General features: G+C 63.0%; 19 protein-coding genes. 13 read left to right on the plus strand and 6 right to left on the minus strand.

The annotated features are described in order from the left end of the window. Window positions 1–46 precede the first annotated feature (46 nt). Complete coding sequence (locus ACSQ8R_RS17255) at window positions 47–739, minus strand: DNA-3-methyladenine glycosylase family protein (RefSeq protein WP_436254508.1); 693 nt, start codon at window positions 737–739, stop codon at window positions 47–49. Between ACSQ8R_RS17255 and gluQRS the strand changes: the two genes are divergently transcribed. After that, window positions 738–1,619, plus strand: coding sequence for a tRNA glutamyl-Q(34) synthetase GluQRS (gluQRS, locus tag ACSQ8R_RS17260; RefSeq protein ID WP_436254509.1), 882 nt, complete (start codon window positions 738–740; stop codon window positions 1,617–1,619). The genes ACSQ8R_RS17255 and gluQRS overlap by 2 nt on opposite strands. Here gluQRS and ACSQ8R_RS17265 read toward each other — a convergent pair. Next, the gene (locus tag ACSQ8R_RS17265) at window positions 1,548–2,528 is read right to left on the minus strand and encodes a YihY/virulence factor BrkB family protein (RefSeq protein WP_436254510.1); all 981 of its coding nucleotides are present in this window, start codon (window positions 2,526–2,528) and stop codon (window positions 1,548–1,550) included. The two genes, gluQRS and ACSQ8R_RS17265, sit on opposite strands and share 72 nt — an antisense overlap. A 69-nt stretch (window positions 2,529–2,597) precedes the next feature. Here ACSQ8R_RS17265 and ACSQ8R_RS17270 point away from each other — a divergent pair, with 69 nt between their 5' ends. The 7 genes from ACSQ8R_RS17270 to ACSQ8R_RS17300 all read left to right on the plus strand — a co-directional run bounded on the left by ACSQ8R_RS17270 (window position 2,598) and on the right by ACSQ8R_RS17300 (window position 7,874). Continuing rightward, on the plus strand, window positions 2,598–3,431 hold the full coding sequence (locus ACSQ8R_RS17270; RefSeq protein ID WP_436254511.1) for an SDR family oxidoreductase: 834 nt from the start codon (window positions 2,598–2,600) through the stop codon (window positions 3,429–3,431). A gap of 16 nt (window positions 3,432–3,447) precedes the next feature. After that, window positions 3,448–3,651, plus strand: coding sequence for a twin transmembrane helix small protein (locus tag ACSQ8R_RS17275; RefSeq protein WP_436254512.1), 204 nt, complete (start codon window positions 3,448–3,450; stop codon window positions 3,649–3,651). A 15-nt stretch (window positions 3,652–3,666) separates the two neighbouring features. After that, window positions 3,667–4,239, plus strand: coding sequence for a cob(I)yrinic acid a,c-diamide adenosyltransferase (locus tag ACSQ8R_RS17280; protein ID WP_436254513.1), 573 nt, complete (start codon window positions 3,667–3,669; stop codon window positions 4,237–4,239). A gap of 23 nt (window positions 4,240–4,262) precedes the next feature. Further along, complete coding sequence (locus ACSQ8R_RS17285) at window positions 4,263–5,009, plus strand: rhomboid family intramembrane serine protease (RefSeq protein ID WP_436254514.1); 747 nt, start codon at window positions 4,263–4,265, stop codon at window positions 5,007–5,009. 139 nt (window positions 5,010–5,148) lie between these two features. Next, complete coding sequence (locus ACSQ8R_RS17290; protein ID WP_436254515.1) at window positions 5,149–5,895, plus strand: electron transfer flavoprotein subunit beta/FixA family protein; 747 nt, start codon at window positions 5,149–5,151, stop codon at window positions 5,893–5,895. Window positions 5,896–5,915: 20 nt separating this feature from the next. Further along, window positions 5,916–6,845 carry an electron transfer flavoprotein subunit alpha/FixB family protein gene (locus ACSQ8R_RS17295; RefSeq protein WP_436254516.1) on the plus strand — a complete coding sequence of 310 codons (930 nt, stop codon included), beginning with the start codon at window positions 5,916–5,918 and terminating at the stop codon, window positions 6,843–6,845. A 147-nt stretch (window positions 6,846–6,992) separates the two neighbouring features. Further along, complete coding sequence (locus tag ACSQ8R_RS17300) at window positions 6,993–7,874, plus strand: 3-hydroxybutyryl-CoA dehydrogenase (protein WP_436254517.1); 882 nt, start codon at window positions 6,993–6,995, stop codon at window positions 7,872–7,874. A 335-nt stretch (window positions 7,875–8,209) separates the two neighbouring features. On the opposite strand, the gene tlpA is transcribed toward ACSQ8R_RS17300, so the two are convergent. Continuing rightward, window positions 8,210–8,878: a thiol:disulfide interchange protein TlpA gene (gene tlpA, locus ACSQ8R_RS17305; RefSeq protein ID WP_436254518.1), complete on the minus strand. Its 669-nt coding sequence runs from the start codon at window positions 8,876–8,878 to the stop codon at window positions 8,210–8,212. A gap of 22 nt (window positions 8,879–8,900) precedes the next feature. Between tlpA and argH the strand changes: the two genes are divergently transcribed. From argH to ACSQ8R_RS17325, 4 genes are all read left to right on the plus strand, one after another. After that, window positions 8,901–10,304: an argininosuccinate lyase gene (gene argH, locus ACSQ8R_RS17310; protein ID WP_436254519.1), complete on the plus strand. Its 1,404-nt coding sequence runs from the start codon at window positions 8,901–8,903 to the stop codon at window positions 10,302–10,304. A 104-nt stretch (window positions 10,305–10,408) separates the two neighbouring features. Then, complete coding sequence (gene lptM / locus ACSQ8R_RS17315) at window positions 10,409–10,615, plus strand: LPS translocon maturation chaperone LptM (protein ID WP_436254520.1); 207 nt, start codon at window positions 10,409–10,411, stop codon at window positions 10,613–10,615. A gap of 15 nt (window positions 10,616–10,630) precedes the next feature. Next, a complete protein-coding gene (lysA, locus tag ACSQ8R_RS17320) occupies window positions 10,631–11,899 on the plus strand; it encodes a diaminopimelate decarboxylase (protein ID WP_436254521.1) in 1,269 nt (422 codons plus the stop codon). Between the two features lie 135 nt (window positions 11,900–12,034). Next, window positions 12,035–14,761, plus strand: coding sequence for a TIGR02302 family protein (locus ACSQ8R_RS17325; RefSeq protein WP_436254522.1), 2,727 nt, complete (start codon window positions 12,035–12,037; stop codon window positions 14,759–14,761). Between the two features lie 119 nt (window positions 14,762–14,880). Here ACSQ8R_RS17325 and ACSQ8R_RS17330 read toward each other — a convergent pair whose 3' ends face one another. Beyond that, entirely contained in the window at window positions 14,881–15,702 is an 822-nt protein-coding gene (locus tag ACSQ8R_RS17330; protein ID WP_436254523.1) for a helix-turn-helix domain-containing protein, read from the minus strand. 133 nt (window positions 15,703–15,835) lie between these two features. Between ACSQ8R_RS17330 and ACSQ8R_RS17335 the strand changes: the two genes are divergently transcribed. Continuing rightward, a complete protein-coding gene (locus ACSQ8R_RS17335; protein WP_436254524.1) occupies window positions 15,836–16,444 on the plus strand; it encodes a carboxymuconolactone decarboxylase family protein in 609 nt (202 codons plus the stop codon). 7 nt (window positions 16,445–16,451) lie between these two features. Here the strand turns inward: ACSQ8R_RS17335 and ACSQ8R_RS17340 are convergent, their stop codons facing one another. Further along, window positions 16,452–16,829 carry a response regulator gene (locus ACSQ8R_RS17340; RefSeq protein ID WP_436254525.1) on the minus strand — a complete coding sequence of 126 codons (378 nt, stop codon included), beginning with the start codon at window positions 16,827–16,829 and terminating at the stop codon, window positions 16,452–16,454. 130 nt (window positions 16,830–16,959) lie between these two features. After that, window positions 16,960–17,502: a hypoxanthine phosphoribosyltransferase gene (gene hpt / locus ACSQ8R_RS17345; protein WP_007770732.1), complete on the minus strand. Its 543-nt coding sequence runs from the start codon at window positions 17,500–17,502 to the stop codon at window positions 16,960–16,962. Window positions 17,503–17,521: the final 19 nt, after the last annotated feature.

Below are 17,521 nucleotides of genomic sequence, written 5' to 3' on the forward strand. Positions count from 1 at the left end.
AGGATTGTGAAGCCCAATAAATGCAGTGGGATACTCTGGCCCGGCTTCAGGTCAAAGGTGTGACATCGCGACGCATTTTCGCCGCGTAATAGGCCCAGAAAAGCCGTGCCGCGACGGAACGCCACGGGCTCCAGATCGCCGCCGCAGCTGCCAGGTTTTTGGAAGAAGGCCGGGCTTCCAGGCTGAAAGCGTGGGCGACCGCCGCCTGCAGCGCCACGTCGCCCGCCGGAAAAATGTCGGCATGGCCACCGCAGAACATCAGGTAAACTTCCGCCGTCCATGGGCCGATGCCGGGCAGTGCCGTCATCTTGCGGATCGCCTCACCCGTTTCGAGTAAAGACACGGACGCGAGATCGAAATGCCCTTCCGAAATTGCTGTGGACAAATGCAGAAGCGTCGCCGCCTTGGCCCGCGACAGGCCGAACGTCGCGACGATTTCGGGAGCAAGCGCACGATATCCTGCCGCGGTGACCGGGCCGGCGGCCGTTATCCTCCGCCAGATCGCCTCCGCACTCGCCCTCGACACCATCTGCGACACGACGATCGAGGCAAGGCCCGAAAAGCCCGGCTCGTTCAGCCGGAGCGGCACCGGGCCGGACACCTCGACGATCGCCGCAAGCCGCGGGTCCAGCGCGATCAGCGCCTCCAGCCCCGCCTGGATGTCGGAATGATCGCGGATGATGGACACCTGTCGCCTCTCCCATGGCCGTTTTTCAAAAAGCGTGGCAGAAGAAATCATGCCCGCTCCGCCTTCAGATAAACCGGTCTATCGTTTCGCGCCAAGCCCGAACGGGTTCCTGCATCTCGGCCACGCGCTGTCGGCGCTGCTCAATCACGACATGGCGGCGGCAAGCGGCGGCCGTTTCCTGCTGCGCATCGAGGATATCGACCTGACGCGCTGCACCCCGCAATTCGAAGCGGCGATCTATCGCGATCTCGCCTGGCTGGGGCTCGATTGGGAAGAACCGGTGCGGCGGCAATCCGACCATTTCGACGCTTACCATGCGGCGCTCGATCGATTGACCGAAATGGACCTGGTCTATCCGGCCTTTCTGACCCGCGGCGAGGTGAAGGCCAAAGTCGCGGCTAACGAGGCGAGCGGAAAAAGCTGGCCGCGCGATCCGGATGGCTCGCCGCTTTATCCCGACGACGACCGGCACCGCAGCCAGACGGAGCGGCGCAAGCTGATCGCCGACGGTGTCCGGCATGCCTTTCGCCTCGACATGCAAAAGGCCCTCGACCTGATCGGGGCACCCTTGAACTGGACCGAGACCGGCGACGGAGACCGCGGAGAGATCCCTGCCGATCCGTCGGCCTGGGGCGATGTCGTCCTCTCCCGCTCGGATGCTCCGTCGAGCTACCATCTGTCGGTAACGGTGGACGATGCGGCGCAGGGGATCACCCATGTAGTTCGCGGGCTCGACCTTTTCGAGGCGACGGCCGTGCACCGGCTGCTGCAGGAACTGCTGGGGCTGCCGCCGCCGATCTATCACCACCACCGGCTGATCCTCGGCGCGGATGGCAGGAAACTGTCGAAAAGCGAGGGCTCAACCGGGCTCGCGGCGCTTCGCGACCAGGGCCTCCCGGCTGGCGACATTCGCGGCCGTCTCGGCCTGTGAGCGGGCCAGTTCCCGTTCGCGCTGTTCCCGGCGGCGACGGGAAAACACCGAATAGATCTTGTATTTCATCAGCGCCGCGTTGAATTCGGCGCCCAGCATGAAAATCACCCCGACCATATAGAGAAAGATCAGCACGATCATGATCGACGCCAGGCCGGCATAGGTAGCGGTATAGTTGGCGAAGGTCGAGAGATATGCTGCAAAGCCAAGCCCGAAACAGGTCCACACGACGATCGTCAGCACCACGCCGGGAAGGATGTCGATCAGCCGGCGGTTGCCGGCCGGCAGCCATTTATGGGATGCCAGCAGGCCGATCAGCAGCAGCAGGGCGGTGCCGTAGAGCCCCCAGTTCGCCGCCGTCGTCAGGTCGCTGATCAGCCAGGGAAAATAGAAGCGGGTTTCGGCAAAGCGCAGCGCCACCGGGACGGCCAGCAGGAGAATGCTGATCACCGCGAAGATCATCACAAGGATGATGACGTAACCGAGACTGGCGAGGCGCGTCACGTACCACGGCCGAGTTTCGGTGACGCGATAGGCGCGGTTGAGCGAAATACGCAGCGCCTCGACGCCGTTGGAGGCGAAATACGCGGCGGCAAGCACCGAGATCGTCAGCAGGCCGCCGCGCGGAATCTGCAGCACCCGCTGGAGTTCGGAGGCGATCGGCTCAGCAATGTCGGCCGGCCAGGTGTCGAAAAGCAGATGCACCGTGGTCTGCGAAAAGTCGCCGGCGCCGAGAAAACCGGCAAGCGCGGTGCCGAAGATCAGGAACGGAAACAGCGCCAGCAGGCCGGACAGTGCCACATGGCTGGCCATGGCCCAGCCATCGTCGTCCGAGAAGTGCCAATAGGCGTCCCAAAGAACCTTGAAGGCGAGGCGATACCACCGGACGGGGCGGTTTTCTTCGGACATTGCAACTCCGTTGTGACGTGGCAGGAAATATGGGAGGAACTCATTCGATTGTACAGGGAACCTTACTCAATGGCCGAAAATAGAACGATCATCGTTACCGGCTGTTCCTCCGGCATCGGCGCCCATTGCGCCCGGGCCCTGAAGGCGGACGGCTGGCGGGTGTTCGCAACGGTGCGCAAAGAGGCCGATCTCGCAGCCCTCGAGGCGGACGGCATCGAGGCCCTGCTGATGGATTATACCCGGACCGACACGATCGCGGCGCTGGTCGAAACGGTGCTGGAGCGCACCGGCGGACGGCTCGACGCCTTGTTCAACAACGGCGCCTACGGTCAGGCCGGAGCGGTCGAGGATTTAAGCACTGACGTGCTGCGCGAACAGTTCGAGACCAACTTCTTCGGCTGGCACGAGCTGACCCGGCGGGTGATCCCGGTGATGCGCGCTCAAGGCCGCGGCCGCATCGTCAACTGCTCTTCGATACTGGGTCTGCTGCCCTATCGCTACCGGGGCGCCTATACCGCCTCGAAATACGCGCTCGAGGGCCTGACCATCACCATGCGCATGGAACTCGAAGGCAGCGGCATCGGGGTGAGCCTCATCGAGCCCGGGCCGATCGCCTCGCGCTTCACGGCCAATGCTCTCGCCAAGATCCGGGAACATGTCGATCTCGAAGGTTCGGTCCATGCCAAGCAGTATGAGCGGCAGCTCAGGCGCCTCGATGGACGGGGGCAGGTCAGCCGCCATAAACTTAGCCCTGAAGCGGTCTACGACGTCTTGACGCATGCCTTGACCGCCCCTCGTCCGAAGCCGCATTATCTGGTAACCACGCCCGCCAAGCAGGGCGCTTTCCTGAAAAGAATACTCCCGGCCGCGCTCTTTTATAAATTGATGCGCCGGCTGGATTGAAAGGCAGCAATCGACAATGTCCACTTTCACAACCGTGCTCGCCCTGATCGTCATGGGCCTCGTCGTGCTCGTCCTGATCCGCGGACTGTTCAACATGATGAAGGGCACCGACGCCAACAAATCCAACAAGCTGATGCAATTGCGTATCCTCTTGCAGGCGGTTGCAATCGTCCTCATCATGCTCACTCTCTGGATTACGGGCGGCGGTCGCCCGACCTGATTCTGATGATGGCGGATGGTAAAGCTCAACAAGATCTACACACGCACCGGCGATAACGGCACCACGGCGCTGGTCTCGGGTCCACGCCGCGACAAGCATGACCTGCGCGTCGAGGCCTATGGCACGATCGACGAGACCAATTCGACGATCGGGCTTGCCCGCCTGCATGCCGCCGGCATGGCCGAGCTCGATGCCATGCTGTTCCGCATCCAGAACGATCTCTTCGATCTCGGCGCCGATCTTGCCGCGCCCGATACCGGAGAAAAGCTGGACTACGAGCCGCTTCGCATCATCGAAGCCCAGGCGACGAGGCTGGAAACCGAGATCGACGCGCTCAACGCCCATCTCGACCCGCTGACATCTTTCGTGCTGCCGGGCGGCTCGGCCGCCGCCGCCTATCTCCACCTCGCCCGTACCGTGTCGCGCCGCGCCGAGCGGCTGATGGTCGAGCTGTCGCGGAGCGAGACCGTCGGTACTGCCGCGCTGAAATACATCAACCGGCTTTCCGACTTTCTGTTCGTGGCGGCACGTTTCGCCAATGACGGCGGCAAAGCTGATATACTCTGGGTTCCGGGCAAGAACCGGTAACCGCACGGCGGAGGAGCCACAGCATGTTCATTCCGCTGCACGACGCCGTCGAACTCAAATATATCCGCGTGCAATATGTGACGATCAGCATCATCGCCATCAACGTGCTGATATGGCTGTTCACCAATTTCTCCGCCCCTGAAGTGGCCGAACACGCCTCGTTGGGGCTTGGTTTCATCCCGGCGGTGATCTTCAACTATGCGACCCTCGACCCGTCGCTGGTGATCGTGCCGGACGACCTCACCTTCGTCACCTATGCCTTCCTGCACATGGATTTCTGGCACCTCGCCTCGAACATGCTGTTCCTCTGGGTGTTCGGCGACAATGTCGAGGATGCGCTGGGGCATGTGAAGTTCCTCGCCTTCTATCTGCTCTGCGCAGCGGCCGGCGCCGCTCTCCATGGGTTCGTCGCATCGAATTCGGAAGGCCCGCTGATCGGCGCATCCGGGGCGATCTCGGGCGTTGTTGCGGCCTATTTCCTGCTGCATCCTCGCGTGCGGGTCTGGGTGCTGGTGCTCTTCCGTATTCCGCTGCCGCTGCCCGCCTTCATTCCGCTGGCGCTCTGGATCGTCCAGCAGTTCGCCATGCTGGCGCTCGATCTCGACGGCATGGTCTCCTGGGGCGCGCATGTGGGCGGCATCATCGCGGGCGCCATCCTCGTACTGTTCATGCGCCGCAAGGGCGTGCCGCTGTTCGACCGCAACATCGTCACCCCGAAGGCCGTCGAGCTTAGGCCCGACGTTCGGCGGGTCACTGCGGCCACCGAATAGAACTATGAGAAAACGGCAATGCCGGGCGGCAAATCCGCGTTGTAATCGCGCGAAAAATGCGTATCCATGTCGCCCACTGACAAATGAGGAAGCGGCAAATGTCGCAATTTGCAGCTGGAGATAGTCAAGGAAGGACCCCATGAAGATCCTGGTGCCAGTCAAGCGAGTGGTCGATTACAACGTCAAGATCCGGGTAAAGCCGGACGGCACGGGTGTCGAGCTTGCCAACGTGAAGATGTCGATGAACCCGTTCGACGAAATTTCCGTCGAGGAAGCCCTGCGGCTGAAGGAAGCCGGCAAGGCCGAGGAAGTGGTTGTCGTTTCGATCGGCCCGGCCAAGGCCGAAGAGACGCTGCGCACGGCGCTTGCCATGGGTGCCGACCGGGCGATCCTGGTCGAGACCGACGATCTGGTCGAACCGCTCGCGGTTGCCAAGATCCTGAAAGGCATCGTCGATGCCGAACAGCCGGGCCTGATCATCGTCGGCAAGCAGGCGATCGATGACGATTCGAACCAGACCGGCCAGATGCTGGCAGCCCTGCTCGGCTCCGCCCAGGCGACCTTCGCCTCGAAGATCGAGATCGCCGACGGTTCCGCAAAGGTCACCCGCGAGGTCGATGGCGGCTTGCAGACGATCGAAGTCAAGCTTCCGGCCGTCGTCACCACCGACCTTCGCCTGAACGAACCGCGTTACGCTTCACTGCCCAACATCATGAAGGCCAAGAAGAAGCCGCTCGACAAGAAGACTCCGTCAGATTTCGGCGTCGATACCGCGCCGCGCCTGAAGGTCCTGAAGACCGAGGAGCCGGGTGGCCGCAAGGCGGGCATCAAGGTGAAGACGGTCGAGGAACTGGTTGGCGCCTTGAAGACCGCCGGCGTTCTGTAAGGATAAGGGAGAACATCATCATGGCCATTCTTCTTCTGGCAGAACACGACGGGTCGAGCCTCAACGACCAGACCGCGAAGGCGCTCTCAGCTGCCTCTAAAATCGGCGGCGACGTGCATGTGCTGGTCGCCGGCTCCGGCGCCAAGGCTGCTGCCGATGCCGCCGCAAAGCTTGCCGGCGTTTCCAAGGTGCTGCTCGCCGACGACGCGGGTCTCGCCAACAACCTCGCCGAGCCGCTTGCAGCGCTCATCGTTTCACTCGCCGGCTCCTATGACGTGATCATCGCGCCTGCGACCGCATCCGCCAAGAACGTCATGCCGCGCGTCGCAGCCCTGCTCGACGTCGCCCAGGTCTCGGAAATCATCGAAGTGGTTTCCGCCGACACGTTCAAGCGTCCGATCTATGCCGGCAACGCCATCCAGACCGTGCAGTCGACGGACGCCAAGAAGGTGATCACCGTGCGCACCGCCTCCTTCCAGGCGGCCGGCGAAGGCGGCTCCGCGTCGGTCGAAAGCGTCTCTGCTGCTGCAAACCCGGGCGTATCGAGCTTCGTGTCGGATGCGCTGTCGTCGTCCGAACGTCCGGAACTGACCTCGGCCAAGATCATCATTTCCGGCGGCCGGGCGCTTGGCTCGTCGGAAAAATTCCAGGAAGTCATCCTGCCGGTCGCCGACAAGCTCGGCGCTGCCGTCGGCGCTTCCCGCGCTGCGGTGGACGCGGGTTACGCTCCGAACGACTGGCAGGTCGGCCAGACGGGCAAGGTCGTCGCGCCGGCACTCTACATTGCAGTCGGCATCTCGGGCGCCATCCAGCACCTTGCCGGCATGAAGGACTCGAAGGTCATCGTCGCCATCAACAAGGACGAGGAAGCACCGATCTTCCAGGTCGCCGATTACGGCATCGTCGGCGACCTCTTCGAAATCCTGCCGAAGCTCGAAAAAGCGTTGTGAGGCCTTGCTCATTTCGCAAGCGCGAAAAATGCTGGCAAAACGACAGGTAGCGGAATAACAATCTGCCGGACTGCACACATGCTGTCCGGCATTTTCATGAAAATCGGCGTACGCTGGAGAGAGCGTGAACGCCCAGGGAGCGAAACCATGGGTCTGGTCATCAAAAGCATCGGCGTCATCGGAGCAGGCCAGATGGGCTGCGGCATTGCACATGTTTCGGCGCTCGCCGGTTACAAGGTGCAGATGTACGACGTGTCCAAGGACCGGATCGAAGCAGCGCTCGCAACCATCAATGGCAATCTCGCCCGCCAGGTCTCCCACGGCAAACTCGGCGATGAGGAGCGCAAGGCAGCCCTTTCGCTGATCTCCGGCTCTTCCGACCTCAATGACCTCGCGCCGATGGACATGGTGATCGAGGCCGCGACCGAAGACGAAAGCGTCAAGCGCAAGATCTATTCGCAGGTCTGTCCGGTTCTGAAGCCCGAAGCCCTGCTCGCCACCAATACCTCGTCGCTCTCCATTACCCGCCTCGCCTCCGCCACCGACCGGCCGGAGCGTTTCATGGGTATACATTTCATGAACCCGGTTCCGGTCATGAAACTCGTCGAACTGGTGCGCGGCATCGCCACCGACGAGCCGACCTTCCGGGCCGCCAAGGATTATGTCACCGCGCTCGAAAAGACCGCGACGGTCGCCGAGGATTTCCCGGCCTTCATCGTCAACCGCATCCTGCTGCCGATGATCAACGAGGCGATCTACACGCTTTATGAAGGCGTCGGCTCGGTCGAGGCGATCGACACCGCCATGAAGCTCGGCGCCAACCATCCGATGGGCCCGTTGCAACTCGCCGACTTCATCGGCCTCGACACCTGCCTGTCGATCATGCAGGTCCTGCACGACGGCCTGGCCGACAGCAAATACCGCCCCTGCCCGCTTCTGGTGAAATATGTCGAAGCCGGCTGGCTCGGCCGCAAAGCCGGCCGCGGGTTCTATGATTATCGCGGCGAAGTGCCGGTGCCGACGCGGTAGGCGATGCGCGCCATTGCAACCCTTGCCTTGTCAGCTAGGCCATTTCCAACTATAATGAGGGAGTGAGAGGCGAGCTTTCGCCCGCCCCTCTGTTTTACGCTAAGAAGATTACCCGCACGCTTGCCTGCCAGCTCGTGCGGGTCTTCCTTATTGTAAACGTGATGCTAAACGGCCTTAGCCACATAGTTCACTCTCCAGTTGGATAGCGAGGCCTTCGCCGGGTCGGAGGAGCCTATCTCCTCCGATGCGCCTGACAGGGGCGCGTCTGCTTTCGTCATCACAACCAAAAACAGCATAGAGTAGAGATTTACATTACTTCAATTGGAAATTGCGGACTAAGGCCCCTTCGCCGCGGTGATCAGTGCTTTCGCATCCGGGCTGTCCCAGGCGGCCGGGCCGTTCATCGCCGAGATCAGGCATCCCTTCCCGTCCATGATCAAGGTCACCGGCAGGCCGAAGGCGAGGCCTTCCTTCTTCAGAGAATTGAAGACGCCCATCGAGCTATCGCGGTAATAACCAAGCGTATCGACGCCGTATTCGGCGAGGAAGGCCTTCGGTTTTTCGTCGCTGCCGGTGTCTATATTGACGGCCACGACTTCGAAGTCCTGTCCGCCCATGCCCTTCTGCAGTGCATTCAGCGCCGGCATCTCTTCCCGGCACGGGCCGCACCACGTGGCCCAGAGGTTGAGCAGCACCGTCTTGCCGGCAAAATCGTCGGTCTTGAGGTCCTTTCCGTCCGGTCCCTTGAAGGCTAGATCGAGCGGCCTCGGCGGCTGGGCGGCGACCATGGCGGCGACCTGGCCCCTGGAGAATTGCGAGACCGACTTCACCGTCTCGACCGCACCCTCGCAGGCGCCGGAGGATTGGGCGAGAAGCCCGCTCTCACCATTGCCAGACCCCACATTCCTCACGTATACCGCCACGGCACCGGCGAGTATCCCCGCGACGGCGGCAATCACGATCAATCTGGCGGTAGGAAGGCCGAAAGGTCTCTTGGTCGTCATCAATTACTCCAGGACTGGCATCATGGCTGACGGCACGAAGGACGCGGTATCCTCCAACCAGATGTGGGGCGGACGCTTCGCTTCAGGGCCGGATGCGATCATGGAGGAGATAAATGCCTCGATCGGTTTCGACAAGAAGCTGTTCGCCCAGGATATCCGCGGCTCAATAGCGCATGCGACGATGCTTTCGGAAAAGGGCATTATTTCGAGCGAAGATAAAGACAAGATCGTGTCCGGCCTGAACACGATCATGTCAGAGATCGAAACCGGCAAGTTCGAATTCTCAAGGCAGCTCGAAGACATCCACATGAACATCGAGGCACGGCTCGCAACGTTGATCGGCCCCGCCGCCGGCCGCCTGCACACCGCCCGCTCGCGCAACGACCAGGTGGCGCTCGATTTCCGCCTCTGGGTCAAGGAAGAGCTTGCGAAGACCGAGGCGATGCTGACCGGCCTGATCGCCGCCTTCCTCGACCGCGCCGAGGAACATGCCGATACGGTCATGCCCGGCTTCACCCATTTGCAGACCGCCCAGCCGGTGACCTTCGGCCATCACTGCATGGCCTATGTGGAAATGTTTGGCCGTGACCGCGCCCGCGTCCGCCACGCGATCGACCATCTCGACGAAAGCCCGATCGGCGCCGCGGCACTTGCCGGAACGCCCTATCCGATCGACCGCCACATGACGGCGAAGGCGCTCGGCTTCCGCGAGCCGACCCGCAACTCGATCGACACCGTCTCCGACCGCGATTTCGCGCTGGAATTCCTCTCGGTGGCGGCGATCTGCGCCGTGCATCTCTCGCGTCTCGCCGAAGAGATCGTCATCTGGTCGACGCCGCAATTCGGTTTCGTGCGCCTGTCTGACGCGTTCTCGACCGGCTCCTCGATCATGCCGCAGAAGAAGAACCCGGATGCCGCCGAGCTGGTGCGCGCCAAGACCGGCCGCATCAACGGCTCGCTGGTGGCGCTGCTGACCGTCATGAAGGGCCTGCCGCTCGCCTATTCCAAGGACATGCAGGAAGACAAGGAACAGGTCTTCGATTGCGCCGAGAACCTGGAACTGGCGATCGCCGCGATGACCGGCATGATGCGCGACATGACGATCCGCGCCGACAAGATGCGCGCCGCCGCCGGTGCCGGTTATTCGACAGCGACCGACCTTGCCGACTGGCTGGTGCGTGAAGTCGGCCTGCCCTTCCGCGACGCCCATCATGTGACCGGCCGCGCCGTGGCGCTTGCCGAAGAGAAGGGCTGCGACCTTTCCGAACTGTCGCTGGAGGAACTGCAATCGATCAATCCGGCGATCACCGACAAGGTCTTCGACGTCCTGTCGGTCGACGCCTCGGTCGCCAGCCGCACCAGCTTCGGCGGCACCGCGCCGGCGGAAGTGAGGAAGCAGATCGCCTGGTGGCGCGCCCGGAATTGATGGCGGTCGCGACGAACGCTTGAGAAGTGATGCCGGATAGTGACTGCACAAGCGCGTGGAACTTCGCTATGAAAGTTCCGCAGCCGTGCCGGAGAAGGAATAGAATGTCGAAGTCCCTGGTAAAAATCGCCCGCATCGCCTTTGTGCTGAGCCTCGCGGGCATCGTTGTCGCCGGCTGCGGCCGCAAGGGCAGTCTCGACCGTCCGAGCACGCCGGTGGAGCAGCAGAACATCCGCAAGAGCGGCAAGCCGGGCGAGCAGAAAGCCGAGCCGGTTGCCAACCGACCTTTCCTGCTCGACCCGCTCCTGTAATTTCCGAGTTTTACCGTGAACCATTTTCATTACATCGACGGCGTGCTGCACGCCGAGAACGTGCCGATCCCGGAAATCGCCAAGGCGGTCGGGACGCCTTTCTACGTCTATTCCACGGCCACCCTGGAGCGTCACTACAAGGTTTTCGCCAAGGCGTTTTCCGATGTGGATGCCATGGTCTGCTACGCGATGAAGGCAAATTCCAACCAGGCGGTGCTGAAGACGCTCGGCCGGCTCGGCGCCGGCGTCGATGTCGTCTCCGGCGGCGAACTGCGCCGGGCGCTGGCGGCCGGCATTCCGGCAAGCCGCATCATGTTCTCGGGCGTCGGCAAGACGGTGCCGGAAATGGACCTGGCGCTGCAGGCCGGCATCTACTGTTTCAACGTCGAATCCGAGCCGGAGCTGGAGGTCCTCAACCTGCGCGCCCTGAAGGCCGGCAAGAAGGCGCATGTCTCCTTCCGCATCAATCCGGATGTCGATGCCGGCACGCATGCCAAGATCTCGACCGGCAAGAAGGAAAACAAGTTCGGCATCGCCTATGAGCGCGCCCGCGCCGTATACGCCCATGCCGCGACGCTTGAGGGCATCGACGTCACCGGCATCGACATGCATATCGGCAGCCAGATCACCGAGTTGCAGCCGTTCGAGCACGCCTTCCGGCTGTTGCGCGAACTGGTCGATACGCTCCGCACCGACGGCCACCGCATCGACCATGTCGATATCGGCGGGGGCCTCGGCATTCCCTATCGCGAGGACAACAACCCGCCGCCACTTCCGGATGCCTATGCGGAAACGGTCAAGCGCCAGCTGCGTTCGCTGGACTGCAAGATCGTCACCGAACCCGGCCGGCTGATCGTCGGCAATGCCGGCATACTGGTGACCGAGGTCATCTATGTGAAGGACGGCGGCGAGAAGGCCTTCGTGATCGTCGATGGCGCGATGAACGACCTGATCCGCCCGACGCTTTACGATGCCTATCACGAGATCCGTCCGGTCATCGTACCGGCCGCCGATGCGCCGCGCATCAAGGGCGACGTGGTCGGCCCCGTCTGCGAAACCGGCGACTATCTGGCGCTCGACCGCGAGATGGCGGAACCGAAGCCCGGCGACCTGATCGCTGTCTCTTCGGCGGGCGCCTATGGCGCCGTGCAGGCGGGCACCTACAACACCCGCCTGCTGGTGCCGGAGGTTCTGGTGAAGGGATCGGAGTTCCACGTAGTGCGCCCGCGCGGCAGCTACGAAGAGCTCATCGGCCTCGATTCCGTGCCCGCATGGCTTGGATGAACATCTGACGAACCGTTCACTTTTACGGGAAAGCCCGGAAAATATGGGGGCGGATCGCCCCCTGCCCTCGTCTTCGCCACAAACATCGTTATCTTGAATGCTTGATTTGCGCCGCCACGACTGGAGACGGACCGCATGAGCTTCATCCGCAAAGGTGCCTTCGAACTGCATCCTGTGCTCGCGCGTCGCGTCGCACTGAAGCGCTCCTTCGCGCGGATCGTGCTGTTTTTCGAACGGATTTTGCCGCTGCTGCTCGCTCCCCTCGGGATCGCGGCACTCTTCCTGTCGGTCGCCTGGTTCGGGATCTTCCGGATCGCCCCGGACTGGGTGCGCTGGATCCTGGTCGGCAGCTTCGCCTTTGCGTTCGTGTATGCTCTGCTGCCGTTCAGCCGCCTGCGCTGGCCGGCGGTCGCTGAAGCCGACCGGCTTCTTGAAGTCCGCAACAACCTGCCTCACCAGCCGGTCGGCGTGCAGGACGATCATCCGGCTTTCGAAACGCCCTTCTCCCGCGCGCTCTGGAAGGAACACCAGATCCGCATGGCCGAGCGGATTGCAGCGCTCGATGCCGGCCTGCCGCAGCCCGATATCGCCCGGCACGACCGGTTCGCCCTGCGCGCCGTCCCGGCCCTGGTTTTCGTCGTCGCGCTCGGTTATTCGTTCTCCAACGGCGGTGGCTCGCCTGCCGATGCGTTCCGGCCCGCGCCGCCGGCGCCGAGCATCAACCCGGACCTGCGCATCGACGCCTGGCTGACGCCGCCGTCCTATACCGGCCGCGCGCCGGTGTTCCTGACCGGCCGCGAGGTCACCACCACGGTCGCCGCCGTATCGATTCCGCAGAACTCGGCGCTGACCGTGCGTGTCACCGGCGGCGAAGGCGGCGAGGCCGTGGTTTTCGCGCCGAAGGCCGGCGGGCAACCATCGACTTTGATCACCGAGGAAGCCAAAAAGGCGGCGGAAGCCGCCGCGCAGCAGCCGCAGCAGGGCGCCCCAGGACAGCGACAGGTGCAGCAGGCGGCTCAGGCACCGGCCCAGCCCGGCGCTCCGCAGCAGCCCAACCAGCCGCGGCCGCCGCGCACCTATGCGCTTAATGTCGCCGAGAGCGGCAGCCTGACCGTCAACGGCCAGACCTGGGCCTTCGACGTCATCCCGGATCGTCCCCCGGAAATAGCCTTCGAGGGCCAGCCGAAGCCTTCCGTGAACGGAGCGCTCGAAATCGGCTTCACCGGCAAGGACGATTACGGCATTCGCGAAGCCCATGCGCTGATCGAACCCGTCGGCCCGACGGATCCGGCCGCCACACCGCTTTATCCGCCGCCGGACTACCGGCTCGACCTGCCGCGCCAGAACGGCCGGGATGTCAAGGGCCTGACCAGCCGCAGCCTGATCGAGCATCCGCTCGCCGGCAAGCGGGTCAAGATCACCCTGATCGCCAAGGACGGCGCCGGTCAGACCGGCCGCAGCCCGGCCCATGAAATGGTGCTGCCCTCGCGCGGTTTCTCCGAACCGCTTGCGGCCGCAGTCGCGGAGGAACGCCAGGTCTTCGCGCTGGACACGCGCCGGATGCCCCGCGCCATCGAACTCAACGAGGCGCTGGCGATCCGCCCTGACGAAACCATTCCGAACCTCAGCCATTTCCTGCTGATCCGCTCGGCGCTCGAGCGCATGAAGCTCGCCCGCAACGAGGAGCAGCTGAAGGATACCGCCGAGTACCTGTGGGAGATCGCGCTCGGCATCGAGGATGGCGACCTGTCGCAGGCCGAACGCCGGCTGCGCGACGCCCAGCGCAATCTCGCCGAAGCACTGCAGAACAAGGCCTCCGACCAGGAAATCGCCAAGCTGATGCAGGAACTGCGCGAAGCCATGCAGCAGTTCATGAACGAGCTTGCGCAGCGGATGCAGAACGCCCCGCAGGCGCCCAACAACATGCAGTCCCAGAACGTCATACGTCAGCGCGACCTGCAGAACATGATGGACCAGATCGAGAATCTCGCCCGGTCCGGCAACCGCGACGCCGCCCAGCAGATGCTCAACGAACTGCAGCGGATGATGAACAACCTGCAGGCTGGCCGCCCGCAGCGCGGGCAGCAGGGCCAGCAGCAGCAGAACAGCCAGATGCGCCAGCAGATCGACAAGCTCGGCGAGATCATGCAGGAACAGCAACGGCTGATGGACCAGACCTTCAAGCTGGACCAAGCGCTGCGCGACCGCATGCAGCGCGGCGATCCCAGCCGGCGCCCCGGCGATCAAAACCAGCAAGGGCAACAGCAGCAGGGCCAGCAACAACAGCAGAGCCAACAGGGTCAGCAAGGCCAGCAGGACACCGACCAGATGACCGCCGAGCAACTTCGTGAAGCGCTGAAGAACCTCCGCGCTCAGCAGGAAGGCCTCGGCAAGAAGCTGGAAGAGCTGCAGCAGGCGCTGAAAGGTCTCGGCATGCAGCCCGGCGAAGGGTTCGGCAAGGCGCAGAGCGAAATGGGCAATGCCGGCAAGGCGCTAGGCGAGGGCCAGGGCGAGCAGGCCGTGCAGGGCCAGGGCAACGCGCTGAGCGCCTTGCGCCAGGGCGCCCAGAACATGATGCAGCAGATGATGCAGGCCATGCAGCAGCAGGGGCAGGGCCAAGGCCAGGATCGCGGCGGACCGGGCGAGAACATGACCTCGCAAGGCGGCCAGAACGGACGCGACCCGCTTGGACGCCCGCGCGCCACGTCAGGCCCGGATTTCGGCGATCAGGTAAAGGTACCTGATGAAATCGACGTCCAGCGTGCCCGCGAAATCCTCGACGCCATCCGCGAGCGCCTCGGCAACTCGCTCTCCGGCGACATCGAGCGACATTATCTGGAACGGCTGCTGGATATCCGGTGATCGGGATCAACTGCCTCCCATTGCGTGAAAAATCGACGTGATTTTCAGGCAATGCGGATTGCCGTTTTACGCTGCAAACGGCTTCTCGATAACCCGGGCCGAAGCAGCAGGGCCTGTCGCTATTGCAAGGCCCGCGCCCGGGCTTCAGTCTCCGCATCCGCCGGGAAAAAGCATTCGATCCGCATTTCCTGAAGCATCACGTCCTGCGGCGTTCCGAGCGTCGTGACGGTCGAGAAGAAATTGAAAGCCTGGCCGTCCTTCGAAAAACACACGGGAATCACCGGCAGCATCGGCCTATCGGGATCGCTCAGCCGCAGGCGCTTCGGGACATCGGCATAGTTCAGCACCTCGTCCAGCAGACCCGCGGTCGCCGGATCGATCACGCCGCCGACCGTCTCCCGGCGCAGCCGTTGCAGCAGCGAATCGGCCACGGCCTCCCAATTGGTCACGAACGGACGCAGACCGCTGGGGCTGAACATCATGCGGATAATATTGGCCGGACCGTTCTTCACCTTTTCCCCGAGCAGCAGCCCGAAGAAACGCCGGGCGGCATCATTGCTCTGGCTGACATCCCACGAGCGGTTCATCAACACGGCGGGAAACGGTTCCTGCTGGCGCAGGATGGCAAACAGCGCCGATTGCACCGCCTCGAGTTCCGGCGCCTCCAGCGGCGTCTCCGCATAGACCGGCGCAAAACCGGCGGCCAGCAGCAAGCCGTTGCGTTCGCGCAGGGGCACGTCCAGCACGTCGCACAGCAGCAGCACCATCTCGCGGCTGGGCTTGGCGCGGCCGGTCTCGACGAAGCAGATATGACGCGGAGAGACATCCGCCTCATGCGCCAGCCCCAGTTGGCTGAGATTGCGGGTCTTGCGCCAGTACTGGAGGAGCGGGCCGATTGGCGCGCCTGCCTTGGGAAAAGGAGAGTGTTGAATGAAAGTCATGTCCCACCTATGACCGCGCCGCCCGGGGCGTCAATTATCCCGCAGGTAAGTGCCGACCGCAAAGTCTCTGAAAGCCCGACGGCCGGACTAAGCGCCAAAACTTACCCGGGAGAGAATTGAGGCCGGAAGACTGATGGCCGATGGTCCACCCGGCCTGGCAACCGCCCAGGCATTCACCACGAACGGGATACCCATGCACCATTACCAGATCCATACGGTCGAGACCGCCCCCGAAGATTCGAAAGCCGCCATACGGGTTTTGATGAAGGCGATCGGCGCGCTCCCCAATCTCGCCGCGACGATGGCTGAATCGCCGACGCTCATCAACGGCTTCGTCGGCGCGTTCGGCAATTTTCACAACAGCGGTTTCAGCGACCGGCAGAAACAGACGCTGCTGCTCACCAATGCGGTAACCAATGCCTGCACCTGGGCCGTGGCCTTCCATTCGGCGATGGCGCTGGACGAAGGCGTTGCGGAGGCGGATGTGCAGGCGATCCGCGCCGGCCGGCTGCCGCAGGATGGCGAACTCGCGGCACTTTCCGCTTTCGCCCGTGCCCTTATCGAGAAGCGCGGGCATATCAGCGATGTCGATATTGCGGCATTTCACGCGGCGGGTTTCGGGCCGGATCAGCTGCTCGAAGTGATTGCCGGCACGGCGGTGTCCGTCATGGCGAACTATGCCGGAAACATCACCAGGCCCGTGCTCGAGCCCCAATGGAGCGCCCAGGCCTGGCAGGTGTGAAGCACCGTCAGGCCGCTCGCGGGCTTTCGATGGCCAGCGCCGAGGCGACGGCCCGGCGGATATCGGGAAGCGCGAACGGCTTCTGCACCACGTCGATGATCTTGGTCGCGAGATCGTCGGCGCGCTCCCGCTGCTCGGCATAACCGGTCATCAGCAGGATCTTCAGATCCGGGAATTTCGCGGAAGCCTGATGCACCAGTTCGATCCCGTCCATGACCGGCATGCGGATGTCGGACAGAAGCAGGTCGAAAGGCCCTTCGTTCAGCTTTTCCAGGCCTTCGGCGCCATCTCCCGCCTCATGGGTCTCATGACCATCGAGACGAAGCGCCCGCGCAACGAACATGCGAAGCGAATCCTCGTCCTCGGTAATCAGGATTTTTGCCATGGCGGTGATCGCTCCCGTGTTTTGTTCGTATGGGACGCAAATCAACAGAGTTTTCTTGTCGAGGAGTAAACGCCGGCCCATTGCGGACCGACATGGTTAACACCTCGTCTCACCCAGCCAGGCAAAACGGTCAGGCGTCTCCGGTCACGACACCGACGAAAGGCAGCTCGCGGAAAGCGTAGGCAACGTCCATGCCGTAGCCGACGACGAAGTAATCCGGGCATTCGAAACCGACGTAGTCCGCCTCGAGATCTTCCTGGCGCTTGACGCGCTTGTCGAGCAGCACGGCGATCGAGACGTTGCGGGCGCCGCGCTCATAGAGCATTTCCTTGGCGAATTTCAGCGTCCGGCCGGATTCGAGAATGTCGTCGATCAACAGCACGTCGCGATCCTTCACGTCGCTGTCGATATCCTTGACGATGCGCACCCCTTGCGAAACGGTTCCTGCGCCGTAACTCGACAGCGTCACGAACTCGACTTCCGGTGCAAGCCCCACGTCATGCAGCGCCCGCAACAGGTCGGCGGCGAAGATGAAAGAGCCCTTGAGGATGGCGATGACCAACAGATCCTTGGTCGGCCCCGTGGCGATCTGCGCCGCGATCGCATGGTTGCGCTCGGCGATCTGTTCAGCGGTATAAAGCGGCTCGATGATTTTGCCGCGTACGACGGGCATGAGGTTCTCCTGCGTGTCC

The organism is Neorhizobium sp. LjRoot104 (genome assembly GCF_964253725.1).
Classification (GTDB): domain Bacteria; phylum Pseudomonadota; class Alphaproteobacteria; order Rhizobiales; family Rhizobiaceae; genus Neorhizobium.